This window comes from Dokdonia pacifica, assembly GCF_900188275.1.
Taxonomy (GTDB): Bacteria; Bacteroidota; Bacteroidia; order Flavobacteriales; family Flavobacteriaceae; genus Dokdonia; species Dokdonia pacifica.
Genome location: NZ_FZNY01000001.1, coordinates 1,195,843 through 1,213,972, shown reverse-complemented (window position 1 = coordinate 1,213,972; position 18,130 = coordinate 1,195,843). Strand labels below are relative to the sequence as shown.

Below are 18,130 nucleotides of genomic sequence, written 5' to 3'. Positions count from 1 at the left end.
AGGCATAACAAAAAAATCCCGATCTTAAAAAAGATCGGGATTTTTATATCGAGATTCCCACCTTCGTGGGAATGAATTAATTGTTTAATGCTTCTGCTCCACCAACAATCTCTAAGATTTCATTGGTAATAGCCGCTTGACGTGCTTTGTTATACTGCAATTTAAGTGCATCTCTAAGCTCTGTTGCATTATCTGTTGCTTTATGCATTGCTGTCATACGTGCTCCATGCTCACTCGCTACAGAGTCGCGTATTCCTTTAAACAATTGCGTTTTTAAAGCTTTAGGAATTAATCCTTCTACAATTTGTTGCTTAGATGGCTCAAATATATAATCAACATTAGAAGTAGTTCCTTGTTCTACTGGAAGTATTGGAAGGAATTGTTCTGTCGTTACTATTTGAGTTGCTGCATTTTTAAACTTATTGTAGATGATTTCGATTTTATCAAATTCACCTGTCGCAAAACGCTCCATTAAGTCTTCTGCAATAACAGCTACATTATCAAAAGTTAAGTCGTCAAATATTTCATTATTGTTTGTAATCACGTTTTGTGATTTTCCAATAATATCATTTGCCTTTTTACCTATAGTCACAAAACTAACTTCTTGATTAGCATAGGTTTCTTCTGCTAGTCGTTTTGCTTCTTTGATGATGTTAGAATTGAAAGCTCCTGCAAGACCACGATTAGATGAAATAGCGATAATAAGCACTTTATTCACCTCGCGGTTTTCTGCATAATTACTTCCAGAATCACTGTCTAGTCCAGAACTTAGGTTCTGCAATAGCTCAGTAAGCTTATCTGCATATGGACGCATTGCTGTAATAGCGTCTTGCGCTTTCTTCAATTTTGCAGCAGATACCATTTTCATGGCACTGGTAATCTGCATCGTTGAAGATACGGAACCAATTCTGTTTCTAATTTCCTTAAGATTTGCCATTGGCGCTCTTGTTAAGGGTTATTATTATACTACTATTTTCGCTACTTCTACTGTGACTAAGACAGCTTTCGCGAAAGCGTACTCTTAGTTATACTTAGCCGAAAGATCTTTAGCAACAGCTACTAACGTGTCTGTTACTTCGTCTGTAAGTTTTCCTGATTTTAATGTATCAAGAATACCTCTGTGCTTTGCATTTAAAAACTCTAAATACTCTGCTTCAAATTCTTTTACTTTATTTACAGGAACATCACGTAATAAGTTCTTAGAACCTGCATAAATAATTGCGATCTGATCTTCTACTGTAAATGGCGTATTTTCAGATTGCTTAAGAATCTCAACGTTACGCTTTCCTTTTTCAATTACATTTAACGTTGCTGCATCAAGGTCTGATCCAAACTTAGCAAATGCTTCTAATTCACGGAAAGCTGCTTGATCCAGTTTTAAGGTACCAGATACTTTCTTCATTGATTTAATCTGAGCGTTACCTCCTACACGTGATACCGAGATACCTACGTTAATTGCTGGACGTACACCAGAGTTAAATAAATCTCCATCTAAGAATATCTGACCATCTGTAATCGAAATTACGTTAGTTGGGATATATGCAGATACATCTCCTGCTTGTGTTTCAATAATAGGAAGTGCTGTAAGAGATCCTCCTCCTTTTACGATAGGTTTTAAACTATCAGGAAGGTCATTCATATCTGCTGCAATAGCGTCATCATTGATCACTTTTGCGGCACGCTCTAATAATCTTGAGTGAAGGAAGAATACATCTCCTGGGTATGCCTCACGTCCCGGTGGACGACGTAATAAAAGAGATACCTCACGGTATGCTACCGCTTGCTTAGATAAATCATCATAAATGATTAATGCAGGGCGTCCTGTATCACGGAAATATTCTCCAATCGCTGCTCCAGCAAATGGTGCATATACCTGCATTGCTGCTGGATCTGATGCGTTTGCTGCAACAATAGTTGTGTATGCAAGTGCGCCAGCATCTTCTAATACCTGAGCAATGTTTGCTACAGTAGAAGCTTTCTGACCAATCGCTACATATATACAATATACTGGCTCACCAGCATCGTAAAATTCTTTTTGATTAAGGATGGTATCAATACAAACGGTAGATTTACCTGTTTGACGGTCACCAATTACCAACTCACGTTGTCCTCTACCTACAGGAATCATAGCGTCAATAGACTTAATACCTGTTTGTAATGGTTCAGTTACTGGCTCACGGAAGATAACTCCTGGTGCTTTACGCTCCAATGGCATCTCATAGGTTTCACCAGAAATAGGTCCTTTACCGTCTATAGGTTGTCCTAGTGTATTTACTACACGTCCTACAATACCTTCTCCTACATTAATAGAAGCGATACGTTGTGTACGTTTTACAGTATCTCCTTCTTTAATATCTGAAGAAGCTCCTAGAAGTACAACTCCTACATTATCTTCTTCAAGGTTCAAAACGATAGCTTCAAGGCCGCTTTCAAACTCTACTAATTCTCCGTATTGAGCATTAGAAAGTCCGTATACACGAGCAATACCATCACCCACGGTTAATACAGTTCCTACTTCGTCAAGTGAAGCTGCTGCTTCAAATCCTGAAAGTTGCTGTTTTAAAATTGCTGAAACTTCTGCTGGTTTAACTTCTGCCATTTTATATTGGTTTTACGCTTTCGCGAAAGTTTATTATAAACTATTACTAAATTCTCTTTTTAATTTGCCTAACTGGCTAGCGATACTCGCATTATATTGTGTATCACCTACACGTAATACAAAACCACCAATGATACTTTCATCAATGATGTTTTCTAATTTTACGTTTGTACTTCCTGTTAACTCAGTCACCTTTGCTAACACTTTTTTCTCTATTGCTGCAGTTAAAGGTACTGCTGTTGTTACTAATGCTAATTGCACTCCTTGACTTTCGTTATAGAGCGTTACAAAACTAGTAGCTACATGTCCTAATAAATCAACGCGTTTGTTGTCTACTAAGATGTCTATAAGTCCTAAAGTTTCTTTGGAAGTTCCTTTAAAAACTTCTTTTAACACAGCTCTTTTATCTTCTACCTTTATAACTGGATTTTGTAGCGCAAGGCGAAGGTCTTTACTTCCACCTAAAGTTGCTACAACATCCTTCATATCATTTAGTACAGCGTCTGTAGATCCAGAATCTTTTGTAAGATTCAAGATTGCTTTTGCATAACGTATTGCTGCTCTTGTACTACCCATATTGGTTTAGTTTAAAGTGGCTTGACCTAGCATCTCTTCTACAAGACCTAGTTGCTTATCTTTATTTGAAAGTTCACTTTTAACAACTTTCTCTGCAATATCTACAGAAAGAGATGCTACTTGACTTTTAAGGTCTGCAATAGCCGATTTACGTTCAGCTTCAATAGCACTTTGTGCTTGAGCAATCATCTTCTCTGCTTCTGCTTTTGCTTCTCCTTTTGCATCTTCGATCATTTTTGCTTTGATCTCACGAGCTTCTTTAAGTAAGGTTTCGCGTTCTGCACGAGCTTCTTTGATAAGCTTTTCATTATCTGCCTGAAGGTTTTCCATTTCCTTCTTAGCATCTTCAGCTGCATCTAATGCTCCTTGAATACTTTCTTCACGATCCTGTAATGCTGTAAGAATAGGTTTCCAAGCAAATCTTCTCATTAAGAAAATAAGCAAAAGAAAAAGGACAGTAAGCTTAACGAATAAGTCTAGTGAAAAATTTTCTAATAATTGATCCATAATATTTTAATGCTTTTTAACTGTTGCTTTAATAATCATTTTCCTGCAACCAACCGTTGCAGGAAAATGATGGTTCATTTACGACTTCCCTAAGAAAATCGCTGCGAATGCTAGTCCCTCCAAAAGAGCGGCGATAATAATCATCGCTGTTTGGATTTTTCCAGATGCTTCTGGTTGACGAGCGATCCCTTCCATGGCACCTCTACCGATTTGACCTAAACCGATACCGGCTCCGATCACGATTAGACCAGCACCTACTAACATAGGAACTGCTGATACTGCTTCTGTAGTTGCTTCTTGAAGAATTGCTAAAGACATAATTTAAATATATATAGTTAAAAAAATAAATTCGATGTTTAGTGATGCTCAGGCTCTTCTACCGCCATTCCGATAAATAAAGCTGAAAGCATTGTAAATATATACGCCTGTAAGAATGCTACTAACAATTCTATAAGCATAATAAATAATGATAATACAAATGATAATATCGTAGACCCTACTGGATGCATTTGCTCTTGCATGGTAATTCCAATAGCAATCAAACTCATTAATACAATGTGTCCTGCTGTAATGTTTGCAAATAAACGTACTGCTAATGAAAATGGCTTAATAATAAGCGTTCCTGCCAATTCTATAATTGCTAGTACTGGTCTCAATAAATAAGGTACTCCAGGCATCCATAATTGGTGACTCCAGAAATGCCCATTACCACTTACCATATAGATAATGAATGTGAAAATGGCTAATGATGCAGTAATGGCTAATTGACCCGTTACATTAAATCCAAATGGTAATAATCCTAATAAGTTAGAAATCCATATGAAAAAGAATACAGTCATTAAATATCCTGTATATTTTCTGTATTTAGGACCAATGTTTGGCTTTGCTATTTCATCTCGTACATAAAGCACTAATGGCTCTAATACTCTACCAAAACCTGTAGGAATAGGTTTTTTCTTGTATTGCTTTGCTAATCCTCCAAACCATAGTAACATTAACAGTCCTAATAATAGAATTCCAAATACACTTTTAGTAATTGATAAATCTATAGGTGTAGAAGCATTTGTAGGGTGATGCGCCTCATCAAAACTAACTTCAGTAGCGCCTGCATTTAGTTCATAAATCTTTCCGTGTAGTCTTACGAAGTTACTTCCTCCTTTTTCTACGATCTCTTTTCCGTCATCATCATGATGAAATGCAGAAGACATAAATGCCGCCAATCCATTTTCTCCCCAAAGAATTACAGGAAGTGGAAAACCTACATGATGTTCTTCTCCTTCAGAAAAATATGAGAATAAATGAAAATCGTGAGAATCCTTAACGTGGTGTTGAATATATTCATTGATTTCCTCTTGCGTATTTATAGGATCTCCATGACTATTTTGACCGTCTTTTTTATCTCCTTTCGCGAAAGCGGTAAGTGAGAAAAGTAAAATAAGACTTAAAGACGTAATTGTTTTTGATATTACCTTCATTCCTTTTTAATTCCTTTATGATCCGAATAATGAGGTCTAAAATTCGGCGCAAAGATAGGTATTATTTTTAGACTTAAAACACCTTATCTATCATTTTTTAAAGGAGTCTTTTTATTTAGCAATTTACTAATAAAAAACACCTCTAAAATCAAAAATAAGGCTATGGGAATCAACAAGTTAACGCTTTCTTTGTTTGTGAAGGATGCTGCTTTAAAAATAGGCTTATAAAAAATTAAACAGAAGCCTATTATTTTTAAAGCTACACTTCCTAAATACAAAAAGCCTAATTGGTCTTTAAACTTTTTATTATTTAACAACGCTAAAAAAATAATGAATAATAGGAATGAAAATACACCATGGTATAGATATACGCCTTGTAAAGAAAAAGGTGCTTGGTTTGCTAAACTAACAAAAACACCTGTGTGTACATAATACCCTACAAGTGAAAATAGTATAAAAATAATACTATAGAGACCTCGTTGTTTGATCATTCTTTGTTGAGTCTATTTACACGATAAATAATAAGAAACATAGAGGCAAAAATTGCAATAAGCGTAAGGGTTGTTTCTAGAAAAGACGTTTCTAATTTTTCATCTAGCCAAATACCTAACTTATTCCCTAAGAATATAGTGAGTCCCATTTGTAAACCAATGCCAGAAAAAACGGCCCAGTTTTTAAGCGCTTTTTTCTCCTTGTTTTTTCCCATCTTTAGCAATGGATTTTAAATTGCCTTTCATATCACATGAGGCATTAAAAGTAGCGCCTGGTTCTACCGCAAGTTTTCCTACAGTCACTTCTCCTTCAATACGTGCAGTAGCTTTTATAGACAGAAGATTACTTACCTGCATCGTTCCTTCTACCAATCCTTCTATATCTGCATCTTTACAAATTAAAGACCCTTTTACAACACCCGTTTTTCCTATCACTACTTTATTTGGGGTATTAATGTTTCCTTCTACTTCTCCATCTATCCTAAAACCACCTTGAGATGTAATATCTCCTACAATCTTTGTGCCTTGACTTATTCTATTTTGTTGATTACTGTGATCTAAGTTTTTTCCTTTTTTATTATCTGAAAACATAGTTAGAGGGGGTTATAGAGGGTTATTTTGTGCTTTGCTGTATATAGTCTTCGAGGTTTTTATGAAGTTGAATAATTTTATAATTGCCGGATGCTATAATTGTATTCTCTTTAGTTATTTTCTCTTTAATATCTTTATTTACGGCCAGTAATTCTACAAGTCCTTCTGCTTGAGATTTACTATTTAAATAATGAACTACAATAAAAGATTGCTTATCATTATAGACATCAAAAGAGGTTGCATAATTTGTATAGCCTATGGTTTCAAAAGCTTCGTCTAATTGCTTTTTTAAGGTATTAGCAGCTTCTACATCTGAATTATTGAATGCGTATACTATTTTCCAATTAGTTGCAGTTGCTTCATCTTGGAAGCTTCTGAATTTCATTTTAGGGATTGCTCTATTAAGTAATTCTTGCGCTTTTTTTCCTTCATCTGCTCTAGGATAGGTAAGTGCAACATATTTTAAGGCTTCATTGTATGCTTTATATCCTTTATATCTTCCTAACGCCATTGCTTTAAGCAATTCAAACTTTGGTAAATAAGGATCTCCGTAAAATTGTTCTATACGTTCATCAAGGCTCGTTAACAAAGGTCCGAAACGCTGATTCTGAAATTCTCTAAAGAGTCCGTTATAAATAGCTTCTGGAGAAGATGCATCTTGCTCTAATGCTATATCTGGGTTATTGATAATAGAAGCGTAACGAGAATCAGGATAGTTTGATGTAATATCTTGTTTATAACTGTTTTGCTTTGCTGCATCCTCCATCTGACCATATATTTGGTACAGGTTATACTTAGCAGGTAATATTAATTGTTCTTCCGGATTAAATTCCAGCAATTTTTCTAATCTATTAGAAGCAAGAGGGTATTCTTTAAATTTCTCTTTATAGATAAGCCCTAATTGGAAATATGCAAAATCACGTTCCTTTTTAAGACTATCTAATGCTTTTTCTTCTGTTGGAATTAGCGACATGTAATCATCTACTGTTAACGCAGTATCTTCTTCTCCATTATCTCCTCTAAAGGGTAATGCACTTGGATTAAGTGGAATATCCTGTCTTGTAGAAATACGCCATCCATCAGAAGACCCTCTTTTTCCCCAACGTTTTCTAAAGGCTTGTCTTCCATATGCTACTGCTGTTGTGTTATAAAAGTAAAACTCTCCTACTGCATTTCCAGAGCTACTATTTGTAAAAGCTCCTGATCTAGCAGCATTCGTATTCTTAGCGCTATTATTACTTTTAAAGAACTCATTATTTCTAATGTCTTCTACACGACTTATAGAATCTTGACGTTCCTTTTCTTTAATTTTTGCAATATATTCTTCAAAAAATGTGCGCTGTTCATCTTCAGATAGTGATGTTAATCGAAGTATACTATCATTACGCTGAGAAAGCTCTTCATATTTAATAACATCTGTTAAGTTTTCTCTCTTTTTTCTAATGATTCTAAACTCTCTGGTTTTATCATCTAGCGATCCCAACACACTATCATAATAAGAGCCTGCTGTTTGATATTGTGCCGTTTCAAAATTGTGTTCTGCTATAGCAAGGTAATCACGAGAGTTTAGATACTTATCTTGAGAATCTTCTCTTAATGACTTATTGTAATTTGCAAGAGCAGAATCTATTTGATTTGTTTTTTTGTAATACTCAGCTTTAGCATAATAGATTTTGTCTAAAAAAGGTCTATTCTCTCTATTATTTTCTAATTTTTCTAATAATTCTAAGAGTACTAATTGATCATCATTTTCATAATCAAAATTGCGAGCTTGTTCAATATGAGCATTAATTAAATACTTACGAGGAATTTTTCTATTTAAGTCTATAACTTCTTGAAAGGCCAGATTTGCACTATCCTTGTGACCTAAGTTATTATATAATTGTCCTTTTATATAATTGTATCGCCCGCGCTCTTCATTTCTTTTCGTAAGCTTAGTAGCTTCCTTCATGTAAATAAGTGCGGTGTCTTGATGTTTCAAATTAAGATATGCTTGTGCAAGTATTGCATAAGCATCTGCTTTATCTTGATCTTTAAGCTTATCTTCTATTCTAAAAATCTTTAATAGATTTTCAATAGCAACTTCATTATTGTCTAAGCGAATATTTGCTTTTTGTTTCCAGATTTTAGCTTGTGCTATATTATTACTTTTTGGATAGTATGCTAACACATAATTAAAAGCTTCTAAAGCAGGTACAAATCTTTGATCATAATATCTCGCCTTTCCTAATATCATAAAAGCCTCATCTACTTGAGGGTTATATTCTTCTCCATCTATCTTCATGGAGTGTTTTTGTATGGCTTTTATTGCTTTCTCTTCTGCTTTTAAGAAGTTTGGATCACCATCTTCTTCGTCGAGACGTATTGATATTTCATCTTTAAAGGCGATACGTTCTATGGGAAGGATGTCCCAATAATTATCATTAAACGTAGAGATTAAAGACTCACGTCCTTCGTCTAAAGCAACTTCACCATTGTATAAGGTATTGTATTCTGTAGTCACCGCATGATAATTACGGCTCAAGAAAGAATTCTTTTTACGAGAGCAGCTTGTTAAGAACAGAACTGCAAAGAAGAAGCAACAAGTATATTTTATAAGTAGTTTCAAACTCACATTGTTTTTTGATAAAAACAGAAAATGACCATTTTTAGTATGGAAGCCTGTAAAAATACACTTCTTTTTGAAAAAACCGAGAGTTACATCTTTAAAATTGGCGTATTATATACTATAGTTTATACATTTTAAATAAAGAAACGCTATTTTTTGAATAAATAGGCATTCAAAAAATAGCGTTTCTTATATGTAAGAGAAATTTTACCCGTTAAATTACCTCTTCTCCAGAGAAATAACTTTCTAACTCTTTAAGCGTTTCTGGAGAGGTCATAATATCTTTTACTTGTTCTCCTTTTTCTAATACTACAATACGTTCACACACTTCTGTTACGTGTTGTAAATCATGACTAGATACAAGTACCGTAATGTTCTTGTCTGTTGCCAATTTTTTAATAATTCCTTTTAAACGTATTTGTGTTGTAGGGTCCAGATTTGCAAATGGCTCATCTAGTATAATCACATCTGGAGTTCCGATAAGTGTTGCAACAATACCTACTTTCTTTTGATTTCCTTTAGATAAATCCCTCAGATATTTACGCTTTCCAATAATCTCATCATTAAAGAAGTCTTCAAAACCTGCAAGAAGCGCATCTACATCTGCTTTGTTTTGTCCTCGCAAATCACCTATGAAATAGAAATATTCTTCTGGCGTAAGATACCCTATTAAAAAACTCTCATCAATAAACGAAGCTGTATGGGTTTTCCACTCTTCACTTTTATTAACTTCATATCCACCATTCTTTATATATCCTGTAGTAGGTTGTATAAGATCTAATAAACTACTAAATAAGGTCGTTTTTCCAGCACCATTATTTCCTACTAATCCAAAAGCTTGTCCTTTAGGAATACTAATGCGTTCCAAATTTAAAACGCTTACTCCATTATATTTTTTTGATAAATTATGTATCTCAATCATAGTCTTAGTTATTTTGCTTGTAAGCTTGTAATGTTTTATACTTTTCTTTCTTGTAGATTTTAATAATCATATTAAACACCTTATCTCTAAAGGCAAATCCTGCAAGACCTGCAATAGCAACAAGTGCAAATCCAGAAACAGGACCTAATGTAAAATGTCCTATAGCATATAATGCCATCGGGCCTAGCATTTTTGGCATACTGATTAATAGTGTTTTGATATTAAAAGCACTTTTATCTCCAAACGCTTTTTTACCACTGGTAAGATCTATAGGTGTTTTAATATAAGCACCTCCTAGAAGTACTAAATGTGCATTGACACCCATGTTAAAGATAGCTCCCACAAAAATTGCGGCGAGTACTTCCCATCCAAAATACACATAAGGAATTGCTAAAATGCTTGATATTCCTGTAGCAATAACCACGAGTAACCACTTAGATCGTAAATATTCTTTATACCTGATATTTTGTGTCATCATTAAAGGATAATACGCACTATCCCAACTTGGCACAAATTGTCCAAAACTAAATAGGAATCCTCCTGTTACAAATACTGCGGCAAACATTCTCCAAAAAGGGCCGCTATATACCTCTATAGCATCTCCAAAAAATAACAATCCATAAAAAAGAAAGAGTACACTTAAAAATACTGTGGTTTTGGAACGCTTATTACGAAGAATTAATTTTAAATCATTTTTTAAGAACGTAGATCCTTTTCCAAAACGATCTAGCCATTCCATATTTTCTGTAGTTGCCGTTTTTGTCTTTTTAGACAATCCTGCATCAAGATATAAGCGTTTTAAGAAATAGGTAAATGCATAATATGCAACACCTACTACTACTAGTATAGGAATAATTGCTAACCAAGGCATTTCATACAGCCCTTGAAAAAAGGCACCTGTATAAGTGGTAATATCAAAATATCCGTAATACTGTAGTCCTCCTAAAATGACAAATACAGCTCCAAAAAGCACTACAAAAACGGTCTCATCGTTTAAGAACACATTGATGAAGTTGTTCATATAAATCAATGCCATGATTCCTAAATGCCATCCTATAACACCCAGAGGACTAAATCCTTGCGTTAAAAGAATAATACTAAAAGGAATAAAGAAAAAGGCATGTATGATATTAAAAAACGAAAGTGCCGTTTTTCCTAAAGCAAAATTTACAATCTTACTTTTCTTAAAAGGCATCAACAACATAGGTTTTATGTTGACCACAGGCATTTTCTGAAAGAAATACCTTGCTATTAAGTCTGCCACAAAATAATAAATAAGGAATTTGTTTAGGGTTACCAAAGGTTCATAACCACTTTTTTCTAATCCAAAATAAAGGCCTATTCCTAATCCTGCAAATACAAAAATGAAATAGAGAGCCCCTAATCCCATTAAAATTTTCAGGAATACATTTACTTTAAAGGAAGCACTCCTAAAGAATGCTTTCCATTCTAAATTCAGAAATCGTTTAATCATTGCTCTTGATTGTTTACGGATGGTTAGTGTTTAAAAAATGTGAAATGTTACATCTTCATCGTAATCCTTTGTATTTTTGCGCACAAAAATATACAATGTCAAATTTCCATAAGCTTACGATACAATCTATTACCAGAGAAACAGCACAAGCCATTTCTGTTGGTTTTTTGATTCCTTCAGACCTAAAAGACATTTTTAGCTATCAGGCGGGGCAATATATCACCTTAAAAACAACCATTAATGGTCAGGAAGTACGTCGTGCGTACTCCATTTGTAGCACTCCAGAAAGTGGAAAATTACGTGTTACGATTAAGGAGGTTGAAAATGGCACCTTTTCAACGTTTGCAAATAGGGAGTTAAAAGAAGGTGATACGCTTGAAGTAGCACCACCAGAAGGAAGGTTTGTATTGGATTCTGCTTTCGCGAAAGCAAAAAAAACCTATTTAGCATTTGCAGCAGGTTCTGGAATCACACCTATTATGAGTATGATCAAAACAACACTTGAAAACTCTCCAGAAAGTGGTTTTGTACTTGTGTATGGAAACAAACGCCCTGAAGACACTATTTTTAGAGAGGCATTGCTCGCCTTAAGAGATCAGTATAAAGATCGTTTTTCTATAGAGTTTATCTACAGTCAGTCAAGAGAAGATGGAGCACATTTTGGACGTATTATGAAATCTACCGTCAATTTTGTGTTTAAAAATAAATATGCTTCTCACGAGTTTAGTGACTATTATTTATGTGGTCCTGAACCTATGATTAAAGAAGTAAGCAATGTATTACGATCTAATGAAGTGGCAGAGTCTGCTATTCATTTTGAGCTCTTTACAGCTTCTACAGAAGAAGTCGTAATTGAAGAGGCTTTAGATGGACAATCGCATGTTAAAATTCTGGTAGATGATGAAGAATTTGAATTGACTATGTCTCAAGATGCCATCATTCTAGATGCTGCTCTTGATGAAGATATTGATGCACCACACTCATGCCAAGGTGGTATCTGTAGTAGTTGTATTGCACGTGTCACTGAAGGTACTGCTGTGATGGAAAAAAACCAAATTCTTACAGATAGTGAGGTAGCAGAAGGACTCATTCTTACTTGCCAAGCGCATCCTACCTCAGCAAAACTGGTGGTAGATTATGATGATGTTTAATATTCCCTCATCCTAGCCTTCTCCCAAAAGGAGAAGGAACTTATGTGTATAAAAAATTTAAAAATAGAGTATTACTCTATTTTAGTCTTGATTCTTTTTTAAATTACCATTTCTTTTAGATTTTTAGAGATTGTAATTTGTATTTTTCGAGCATGTGGACGTATTACAGAGATGTTACTTTATACACACTAGCTATTACATTGCTCACTTCTTTCGCTAGTGCTGCCATGTATGATTCATTTATAGACAGACTCTATAACGGGGTCATTATTTTTGGTGTCTTTGGAACAGGGCTAGGCGTTCTTGCTTTCAATTATTTCCAAAAGGCACAATACTACATGTATCATAATCTTGGGTTTACAAAAGCACAACTTATTAAACGTGCTTGGTTCGTAAACGGGATCATTGCCATTATTTTTTTAGGTATTATTTCTTTTTTACGATGAAAAAAGAACTTCACATACAGCAAGTGCGTAAGAGGTTTGGTAAAAAAGAAATACTCAAAGACGTTTCTTTACTGTTCGCTCAAGGCGAAATTGTAAGCTTGTTTGGTCGCAACGGATCTGGGAAATCTACCTTGCTTAAAATAGTATTTGGAACTCTTAAAGCCGATGCTATCCAACTAACAATAAACGGTAAAAATATACCTCCTAGAGATATCATTCCAAATCAACTCATTGGGTATTTACCACAGGATCATTTTCTTCCTAGACATATAAAAGTACGTGATGTAATTCCGTTATTTCATACAGGTGGAGATGATCAAGATCGTATTTTTAGAGCTCCCTTTGTAGAAAAAATAGCGACTCGTAAAATAGGAACTTTATCACTGGGAGAGTTACGCTATTTGGAGTTATTACTTGTAGCGCATCTAGAGCATCCATTCCTATTACTAGATGAACCCTTTTCTATGATAGAACCTTTGTATAAAGAGGTTATTAAGGAGTTTTTACTTTCGCTTAAAGCGAAAAAAGGAATCCTCCTCACCGATCATTATTATAGCGATGTTCTGGATATTTCCGATCGTCATCTAGTGATGGTAGATGGGGTTTGTAAAACAGCCGAAAGTGTGGAAGATTTGAAACGATTAGGGTATTTACAATAACCTAGTTTTAATTCTAAATTCCTGTAATATTTAAATTCTTTTATAAGTTAATAAGTCTTTCTTTAATCGCCTCATAATTTTTAACCGTTATAAACTTAGAAAAGTTTACAACTAACTTCTCATTATTATAAATAGCTTGTAGTTGTTCAAATTCATTTTTGGCTACAAATAAGGTCTTAGAGAGACCGTGATAATCTTTTAAAAGAGGGATTACAAAATCATCGTTTTCTATTGCCCAACTTGCGTCCTCTAGGTCTTTATACATAAACCCTATATCGTCAGAAATTGTATTACTCCAAATAATTTTAAGCTTATACTCTAAACCGTAGATTAAATAATTAACAAATAAATAGTCATATATATTTCGCCCTGTAATTACTAGATCCATTCTAAAAAGGTATTAACTGTGTTTTTATTTTCTTTATATATTTCTAACATCACTTCTTGTACATGTGTGTTTTTATCATTTTTTTGACTTACTAAATGACAATACTCATGTTTGCGCCAGCTATGATGGCTTATCTCTATGATATCATCCCAATTAATATCTCGATACTTTTTTTTGTAAAACACGCCCCAAACACCAGGATGATTTTCATATTTATCTGGAATTACTTCGGTTACGGGAACTTTATTTTTTTCACATAGATAGTGCAAAAGAGCTTCTTCTAATACGAGATATACGTCCTGAAAATTGAGTAGAAAAAATTCTTTTTGAAGCCCCTCAGACATGGCTGCATACTTACGAATGTTTTTATGGGAATACTCTAAAAAGGTATTAAAATACTCCTCCCTAACTATTGAATCTTTAGTAAAACCAAAGACACCAGGGTTATAATTATTACGCATATCTTTTGTGTACTCTGGTAAAATATAATCAAAGTGCTTTATTTTATTACAATAGATATACCGTACAAAATACCCTTCATTACTCTGTACTAAGGTATCTTCAAATGTTGGAATGGGTTTAAATAAATACACATCATTATCAAAATGAACAAAGTCTTTATTTTTAAATAGCTCTACAGAGTATAATTTATATGCGCTCATCTTAAATGGACGTATATAGGGGTAATCATCTAGCGCATTAACAACTTTTGTATAAGGAAATGCATCACCTATAAGTTCTTTTCCTTTTGTATCTGTAATTAATATAAACTCATCATCTTTTTTAAGATATCTAGAAATAGACAAGGCACTTAGATAGTGTAAACTCAACATATAAGACACGTCTTCTTTTTTTAGCGTGTGTAGTAAATCTGTACTAAATGTTTGGCTATATATCATTATCTTAATTCTTTTATTCTTTGTTTTACTAGGGCTTGAAAAGACGCTTCATATTTAGAACTTCCTAGAGCGTGGACAAATCCATAATGATTACATGTTTCAATTAAGTCTTCATTTTCATTGATTATAAACTTGGGATTCTTATTCAACTTATTTGTAAGAACGGGCAAGCTATACTGCTCTATAATTAGCATTTTTTCATAATATCTAAACTCGTTCTTATAGAAGTCTTTAATCTTAAGATCGTTTTTATAAATGGCTACTAGCTCTCTAAATAAATTAGCATACTCTATGAATAACTGTGTGTCTTTAAATGCTAACACGCCACAATTGTAGGAATGTTTAATGTTAGAGGTTAATACATTTGACACCGAATTTAAAAGGCCTATTTGTGGCACATAATCATGATTAAAAGCATCTTGAGACTCTATCATTTGAGTTAAGACATCATAATCAGATTCAAAAAGGGTTTTGATTTGATTTGATTTTAGAAATACATCTCCATCTATATGAATGCTATTTAATCCTTCTAACTCTAGAGCTCTTATTTTTCCTAAAGACCAAAATGTAGCGTCCTCTGGTTTTAGATCATTTAAGCTCAACTCTATTCTATCGTAGCCTATATTTTTTAATAATTCATAACCTATATCATCCGTGTGTAGGACCACTTCATACCCTAATCTCTTTGCGTATAAAAAGGACAAGTAATATAGAAAGAAGCTCTTTTCAAATTGATGTTGAAGTCCCCATCTATCATTCAAGAGAGGTAAGGAATATAATGAGTGAATTACAATCATAAGGCTCCTATTACTTGGTTTACTCTTGCATAATAATACGAGCGATCACAATCATTAGCTATTTCAAATGTACTTGCTTTCCAAGAGCTCCAATCTGTTTCTGTTGGGGTCGTTAAATAGCTAACTCTTACTTCTAGTTCATAATCTCCAATAATAGTGATATCGGGAGTCATTGGGTCTGATACATTTATACTAAAGTCTGTCCAGTCTTTATCACCTATACGTCTATATCTGCCTTGACCGCTTAAAATAGGTTCCATATTATTTGTTGTTTGTACTGTAAATCTTATTTGACACATTTTTATTCATTTATGATTATTTTAAGCAAACTTCTATTAAATAAACCTATTTCAAAAGATTTAAACACTTGTTATTCAGTAGTTTCAGCAAAGTATTTTCTTTTTCAGCACATTTCCATGCATAAAAAAACCTCTCAAAATATGAGAGGTTTTTTTGTATTAAATAAAGTGTAAGTAAACTAATACTTCTAACTGTTTTTTCGCGAAAGCATACTTATTTTTAGATAAATCGCTTTATAATCTCTTTTACAGGTTCAATAGCAGTTGTTTTTTCTATAGAAGGTCCAGCTACCCACACAGTTTTATAGGTGGCGCCTTGTGCTGCTTTGGTGGTGTCTCGCATTCCTTTGGCAAAACGAATCATTTTCACCCATTTTTTGAGTTTCTTGTTCTTGTTAAGAATACTTTCCAACCATGTTTGTTCGGTTCCTATTTTTTGTACATAAGGTGTATTTATGACAGTACAAGGAGTACCTGATATTTTTTGAGTCATCACAATATCATCAGCACCATAATCTACACACGCTTGTTTATACTCTTGAGAAACTGGTGCTTCCTCACTTGCAATAAATGGGCTTCCTATACTCGCTCCTATGGCTCCATAAGAAATCATCTTATCTAGATCTTCTTTATCTGCGATACCTCCTGCAGAAATAACAGGGATGGTACAATTTTCATTCAATTCTTTAATCAATGCTTCTGGGGTAGCATCTCCACGATGCCCTCCTGCCTGATCATTTACCGCAACTAAGGCATCACATCCCATCTCTTCTACTTTTTTAGAATATGCAAGATCTACCACGTCACAAAACACTTTAATTCCTTTGGGTTTTGCTTTTTCTATTACTTGTCTTGGGCTTCCCAAAGAAGTGATTATAAAATCAACTCCAAGCTCGCAGGCAGCTTCTAATTGTGCAGGATATTTTAGGTTGGATTTATTTACGATAAGATTAATTCCAAAGGCGCCACCTGGCACTTTAGCTGCTTTCAATTCTGTGATTGCGGCTTTTAATTCTTCTATAGTTCTGTAATTAAGAGCAGGCACACAAGCAGCAATTCCAGACTCCATACCCGCTTTGAGCATCGCTACATTTGATACTAAAAACATAGGAGCCATAATAATAGGATACTTTATATCAAGAAGTTCTGTAAGTGGTGTTTTTTGAGTCATACCTAGGAATTTATATATTCAAATATACAAAAATAGTATGCATGCATAATAAATTTATACTAAACTTGCGATTTTATCTACGACTCTTTGTGGTGTAATCGTTCGCATTACATCTTCATATCCTTCTGGAACTTTATTTCCATAAATAGATGTTGGAATAGCAGGATACTGCTCTCTATCGGAAAGTAAACAATGTGCTTCTTGATACAAGGGTGCAAATCCTGCATGCGGATGCGTCACTCCCCACAAGCTTACTGTAGGTACTCCGTACATAGCGGCTAAATGTCCATTACCACTATCCATAGAAAGCATTATGTCTAGTTGGGCTATTAAATTAATTTCTTCAGGAAATTTTAGAGTCCCTGCTACTACAGTCGCATTTTGGCAGTTTTCTGTTACTGTATGTAGAAGTTGTTTTTCATTTGGTGCACCAAATAAAAATAGATGTATTCCTGATAATTTATCTAATTTTTGAATCACTTCTTTCATCAAGTCTATAGGGTATTGCTTCCCCTGATGTGCTGCAAAAGGAGCAATTCCTATAAGTTTATGTGTTGCTTTTCCAATAACCTTATGGACATTATGATTTAGATCTGGTCTAGGTAATACTGCTGGTGAAATTTCTGAGAATCCCAAATGTTCAAAAACCTCAACATAACGTTGCACTGTTGTTTTAAGGGGTTTAAAAAAGGTTTTATTTTGAGAAGTTAAGGCCTTTTTCTGGGCTCTTCCTTTATTAATTTTAGCATTGGGAAGTCCTAAAAAGAAACGAAGGATTTTAGACCGGAGGACATTATGTATATCTGCAACGTGCGTAATTCCTTCCTTTTTAAGTTGGCGTGAAAGTCTCCAAATCCCAAGAATTCCTTTATGTTGTGTGTTGGTTTCGGCGGCTACAAAATGTAGGTTGGGTATCGTGTCGATGATAGCCTTAAAAAAAGGTTTCGATAGTACCGTTATTTTTATTTCTGGGTGCGCTTTCGCGAAAGCGTATATCACAGGAATCCCCATAGCCACATCCCCCATAGCCGAAAGACGAATCACAAGGATGTGTTGTGGTTTTTGCATAGGATCCCT

21 protein-coding genes are annotated in these 18,130 nt (G+C 34.2%); 3 read left to right on the top strand and 18 right to left on the bottom strand.

Annotation, left to right across the window (positions count from 1 at the left end; all coding sequences use genetic code 11):
• Positions 1-76: 76 nt before the first annotated feature.
• The 12 genes from atpG to CHB80_RS05270 all read right to left on the bottom strand — a co-directional run bounded on the left by atpG (position 77) and on the right by CHB80_RS05270 (position 11,243).
• The gene (gene atpG / locus CHB80_RS05325; RefSeq protein WP_089370375.1) at positions 77-937 is read right to left on the bottom strand and encodes an ATP synthase F1 subunit gamma; all 861 of its coding nucleotides are present in this window, start codon (positions 935-937) and stop codon (positions 77-79) included.
• An 84-nt stretch (positions 938-1,021) separates the two neighbouring features.
• Positions 1,022-2,599 carry a F0F1 ATP synthase subunit alpha gene (gene atpA / locus CHB80_RS05320; protein ID WP_089370374.1) on the bottom strand — a complete coding sequence of 526 codons (1,578 nt, stop codon included), beginning with the start codon at positions 2,597-2,599 and terminating at the stop codon, positions 1,022-1,024.
• Positions 2,600-2,632: 33 nt separating this feature from the next.
• A complete protein-coding gene (gene atpH / locus CHB80_RS05315) occupies positions 2,633-3,175 on the bottom strand; it encodes an ATP synthase F1 subunit delta (RefSeq protein WP_089370373.1) in 543 nt (180 codons plus the stop codon).
• 6 nt (positions 3,176-3,181) lie between these two features.
• Entirely contained in the window at positions 3,182-3,682 is a 501-nt protein-coding gene (locus CHB80_RS05310) for a F0F1 ATP synthase subunit B (protein ID WP_089370372.1), read from the bottom strand.
• Between the two features lie 78 nt (positions 3,683-3,760).
• Entirely contained in the window at positions 3,761-4,000 is a 240-nt protein-coding gene (gene atpE / locus CHB80_RS05305) for an ATP synthase F0 subunit C (RefSeq protein ID WP_089370371.1), read from the bottom strand.
• Positions 4,001-4,038: 38 nt separating this feature from the next.
• Positions 4,039-5,157 carry a F0F1 ATP synthase subunit A gene (gene atpB / locus CHB80_RS05300; protein WP_089370370.1) on the bottom strand — a complete coding sequence of 373 codons (1,119 nt, stop codon included), beginning with the start codon at positions 5,155-5,157 and terminating at the stop codon, positions 4,039-4,041.
• An 83-nt stretch (positions 5,158-5,240) separates the two neighbouring features.
• The gene (locus CHB80_RS25120) at positions 5,241-5,648 is read right to left on the bottom strand and encodes a DUF6168 family protein (RefSeq protein ID WP_089370369.1); all 408 of its coding nucleotides are present in this window, start codon (positions 5,646-5,648) and stop codon (positions 5,241-5,243) included.
• Positions 5,645-5,863, bottom strand: coding sequence for an AtpZ/AtpI family protein (locus CHB80_RS05290; protein WP_089370368.1), 219 nt, complete (start codon positions 5,861-5,863; stop codon positions 5,645-5,647). Before CHB80_RS05290 ends, CHB80_RS25120 begins: the two co-directional genes overlap by 4 nt.
• Complete coding sequence (locus CHB80_RS05285; RefSeq protein WP_089370367.1) at positions 5,832-6,239, bottom strand: bactofilin family protein; 408 nt, start codon at positions 6,237-6,239, stop codon at positions 5,832-5,834. Before CHB80_RS05285 ends, CHB80_RS05290 begins: the two co-directional genes overlap by 32 nt.
• Before the next feature lie 22 nt (positions 6,240-6,261).
• Positions 6,262-8,853, bottom strand: a complete 2,592-nt coding sequence (gene porW / locus CHB80_RS05280; RefSeq protein WP_443091827.1) for a type IX secretion system periplasmic lipoprotein PorW/SprE — start codon at positions 8,851-8,853, stop codon at positions 6,262-6,264.
• 208 nt (positions 8,854-9,061) lie between these two features.
• Positions 9,062-9,769, bottom strand: coding sequence for an ABC transporter ATP-binding protein (locus CHB80_RS05275; RefSeq protein ID WP_089370366.1), 708 nt, complete (start codon positions 9,767-9,769; stop codon positions 9,062-9,064).
• Positions 9,770-9,773: 4 nt separating this feature from the next.
• Positions 9,774-11,243, bottom strand: a complete 1,470-nt coding sequence (locus CHB80_RS05270; protein WP_089370365.1) for a DUF5687 family protein — start codon at positions 11,241-11,243, stop codon at positions 9,774-9,776.
• A gap of 95 nt (positions 11,244-11,338) precedes the next feature.
• Between CHB80_RS05270 and CHB80_RS05265 the strand changes: the two genes are divergently transcribed.
• From CHB80_RS05265 to CHB80_RS05255, 3 genes are all read left to right on the top strand, one after another.
• Positions 11,339-12,394 (top strand): ferredoxin--NADP reductase, encoded by a 1,056-nt coding sequence (locus tag CHB80_RS05265; protein WP_089370778.1) that lies wholly within the window; start codon positions 11,339-11,341, stop codon positions 12,392-12,394.
• A 152-nt stretch (positions 12,395-12,546) separates the two neighbouring features.
• Entirely contained in the window at positions 12,547-12,840 is a 294-nt protein-coding gene (locus tag CHB80_RS05260; protein WP_089370364.1) for a hypothetical protein, read from the top strand.
• Entirely contained in the window at positions 12,837-13,499 is a 663-nt protein-coding gene (locus tag CHB80_RS05255) for an ATP-binding cassette domain-containing protein (protein ID WP_089370363.1), read from the top strand. Before CHB80_RS05260 ends, CHB80_RS05255 begins: the two co-directional genes overlap by 4 nt.
• 40 nt (positions 13,500-13,539) lie before the next feature.
• Here CHB80_RS05255 and CHB80_RS05250 read toward each other — a convergent pair whose 3' ends face one another.
• From CHB80_RS05250 to CHB80_RS05225, 6 genes are all read right to left on the bottom strand, one after another.
• Positions 13,540-13,887 (bottom strand): hypothetical protein, encoded by a 348-nt coding sequence (locus CHB80_RS05250; protein WP_089370362.1) that lies wholly within the window; start codon positions 13,885-13,887, stop codon positions 13,540-13,542.
• Positions 13,878-14,786 (bottom strand): DUF6734 family protein, encoded by a 909-nt coding sequence (locus tag CHB80_RS05245; RefSeq protein ID WP_089370361.1) that lies wholly within the window; start codon positions 14,784-14,786, stop codon positions 13,878-13,880. The genes CHB80_RS05250 and CHB80_RS05245 overlap by 10 nt, the downstream gene beginning before the upstream one ends.
• The gene (locus tag CHB80_RS05240) at positions 14,786-15,583 is read right to left on the bottom strand and encodes a DUF6734 family protein (RefSeq protein WP_089370360.1); all 798 of its coding nucleotides are present in this window, start codon (positions 15,581-15,583) and stop codon (positions 14,786-14,788) included. The genes CHB80_RS05245 and CHB80_RS05240 overlap by 1 nt, the downstream gene beginning before the upstream one ends.
• On the bottom strand, positions 15,580-15,882 hold the full coding sequence (locus CHB80_RS05235) for a hypothetical protein (RefSeq protein WP_143337053.1): 303 nt from the start codon (positions 15,880-15,882) through the stop codon (positions 15,580-15,582). Before CHB80_RS05235 ends, CHB80_RS05240 begins: the two co-directional genes overlap by 4 nt.
• Before the next feature lie 220 nt (positions 15,883-16,102).
• Positions 16,103-17,053 carry an NAD(P)H-dependent flavin oxidoreductase gene (locus CHB80_RS05230; RefSeq protein WP_089370358.1) on the bottom strand — a complete coding sequence of 317 codons (951 nt, stop codon included), beginning with the start codon at positions 17,051-17,053 and terminating at the stop codon, positions 16,103-16,105.
• A 54-nt stretch (positions 17,054-17,107) separates the two neighbouring features.
• Positions 17,108-18,121 (bottom strand): glycosyltransferase family 9 protein, encoded by a 1,014-nt coding sequence (locus CHB80_RS05225; RefSeq protein ID WP_089370777.1) that lies wholly within the window; start codon positions 18,119-18,121, stop codon positions 17,108-17,110.
• Between the last annotated feature and the right edge of the window lie 9 nt (positions 18,122-18,130).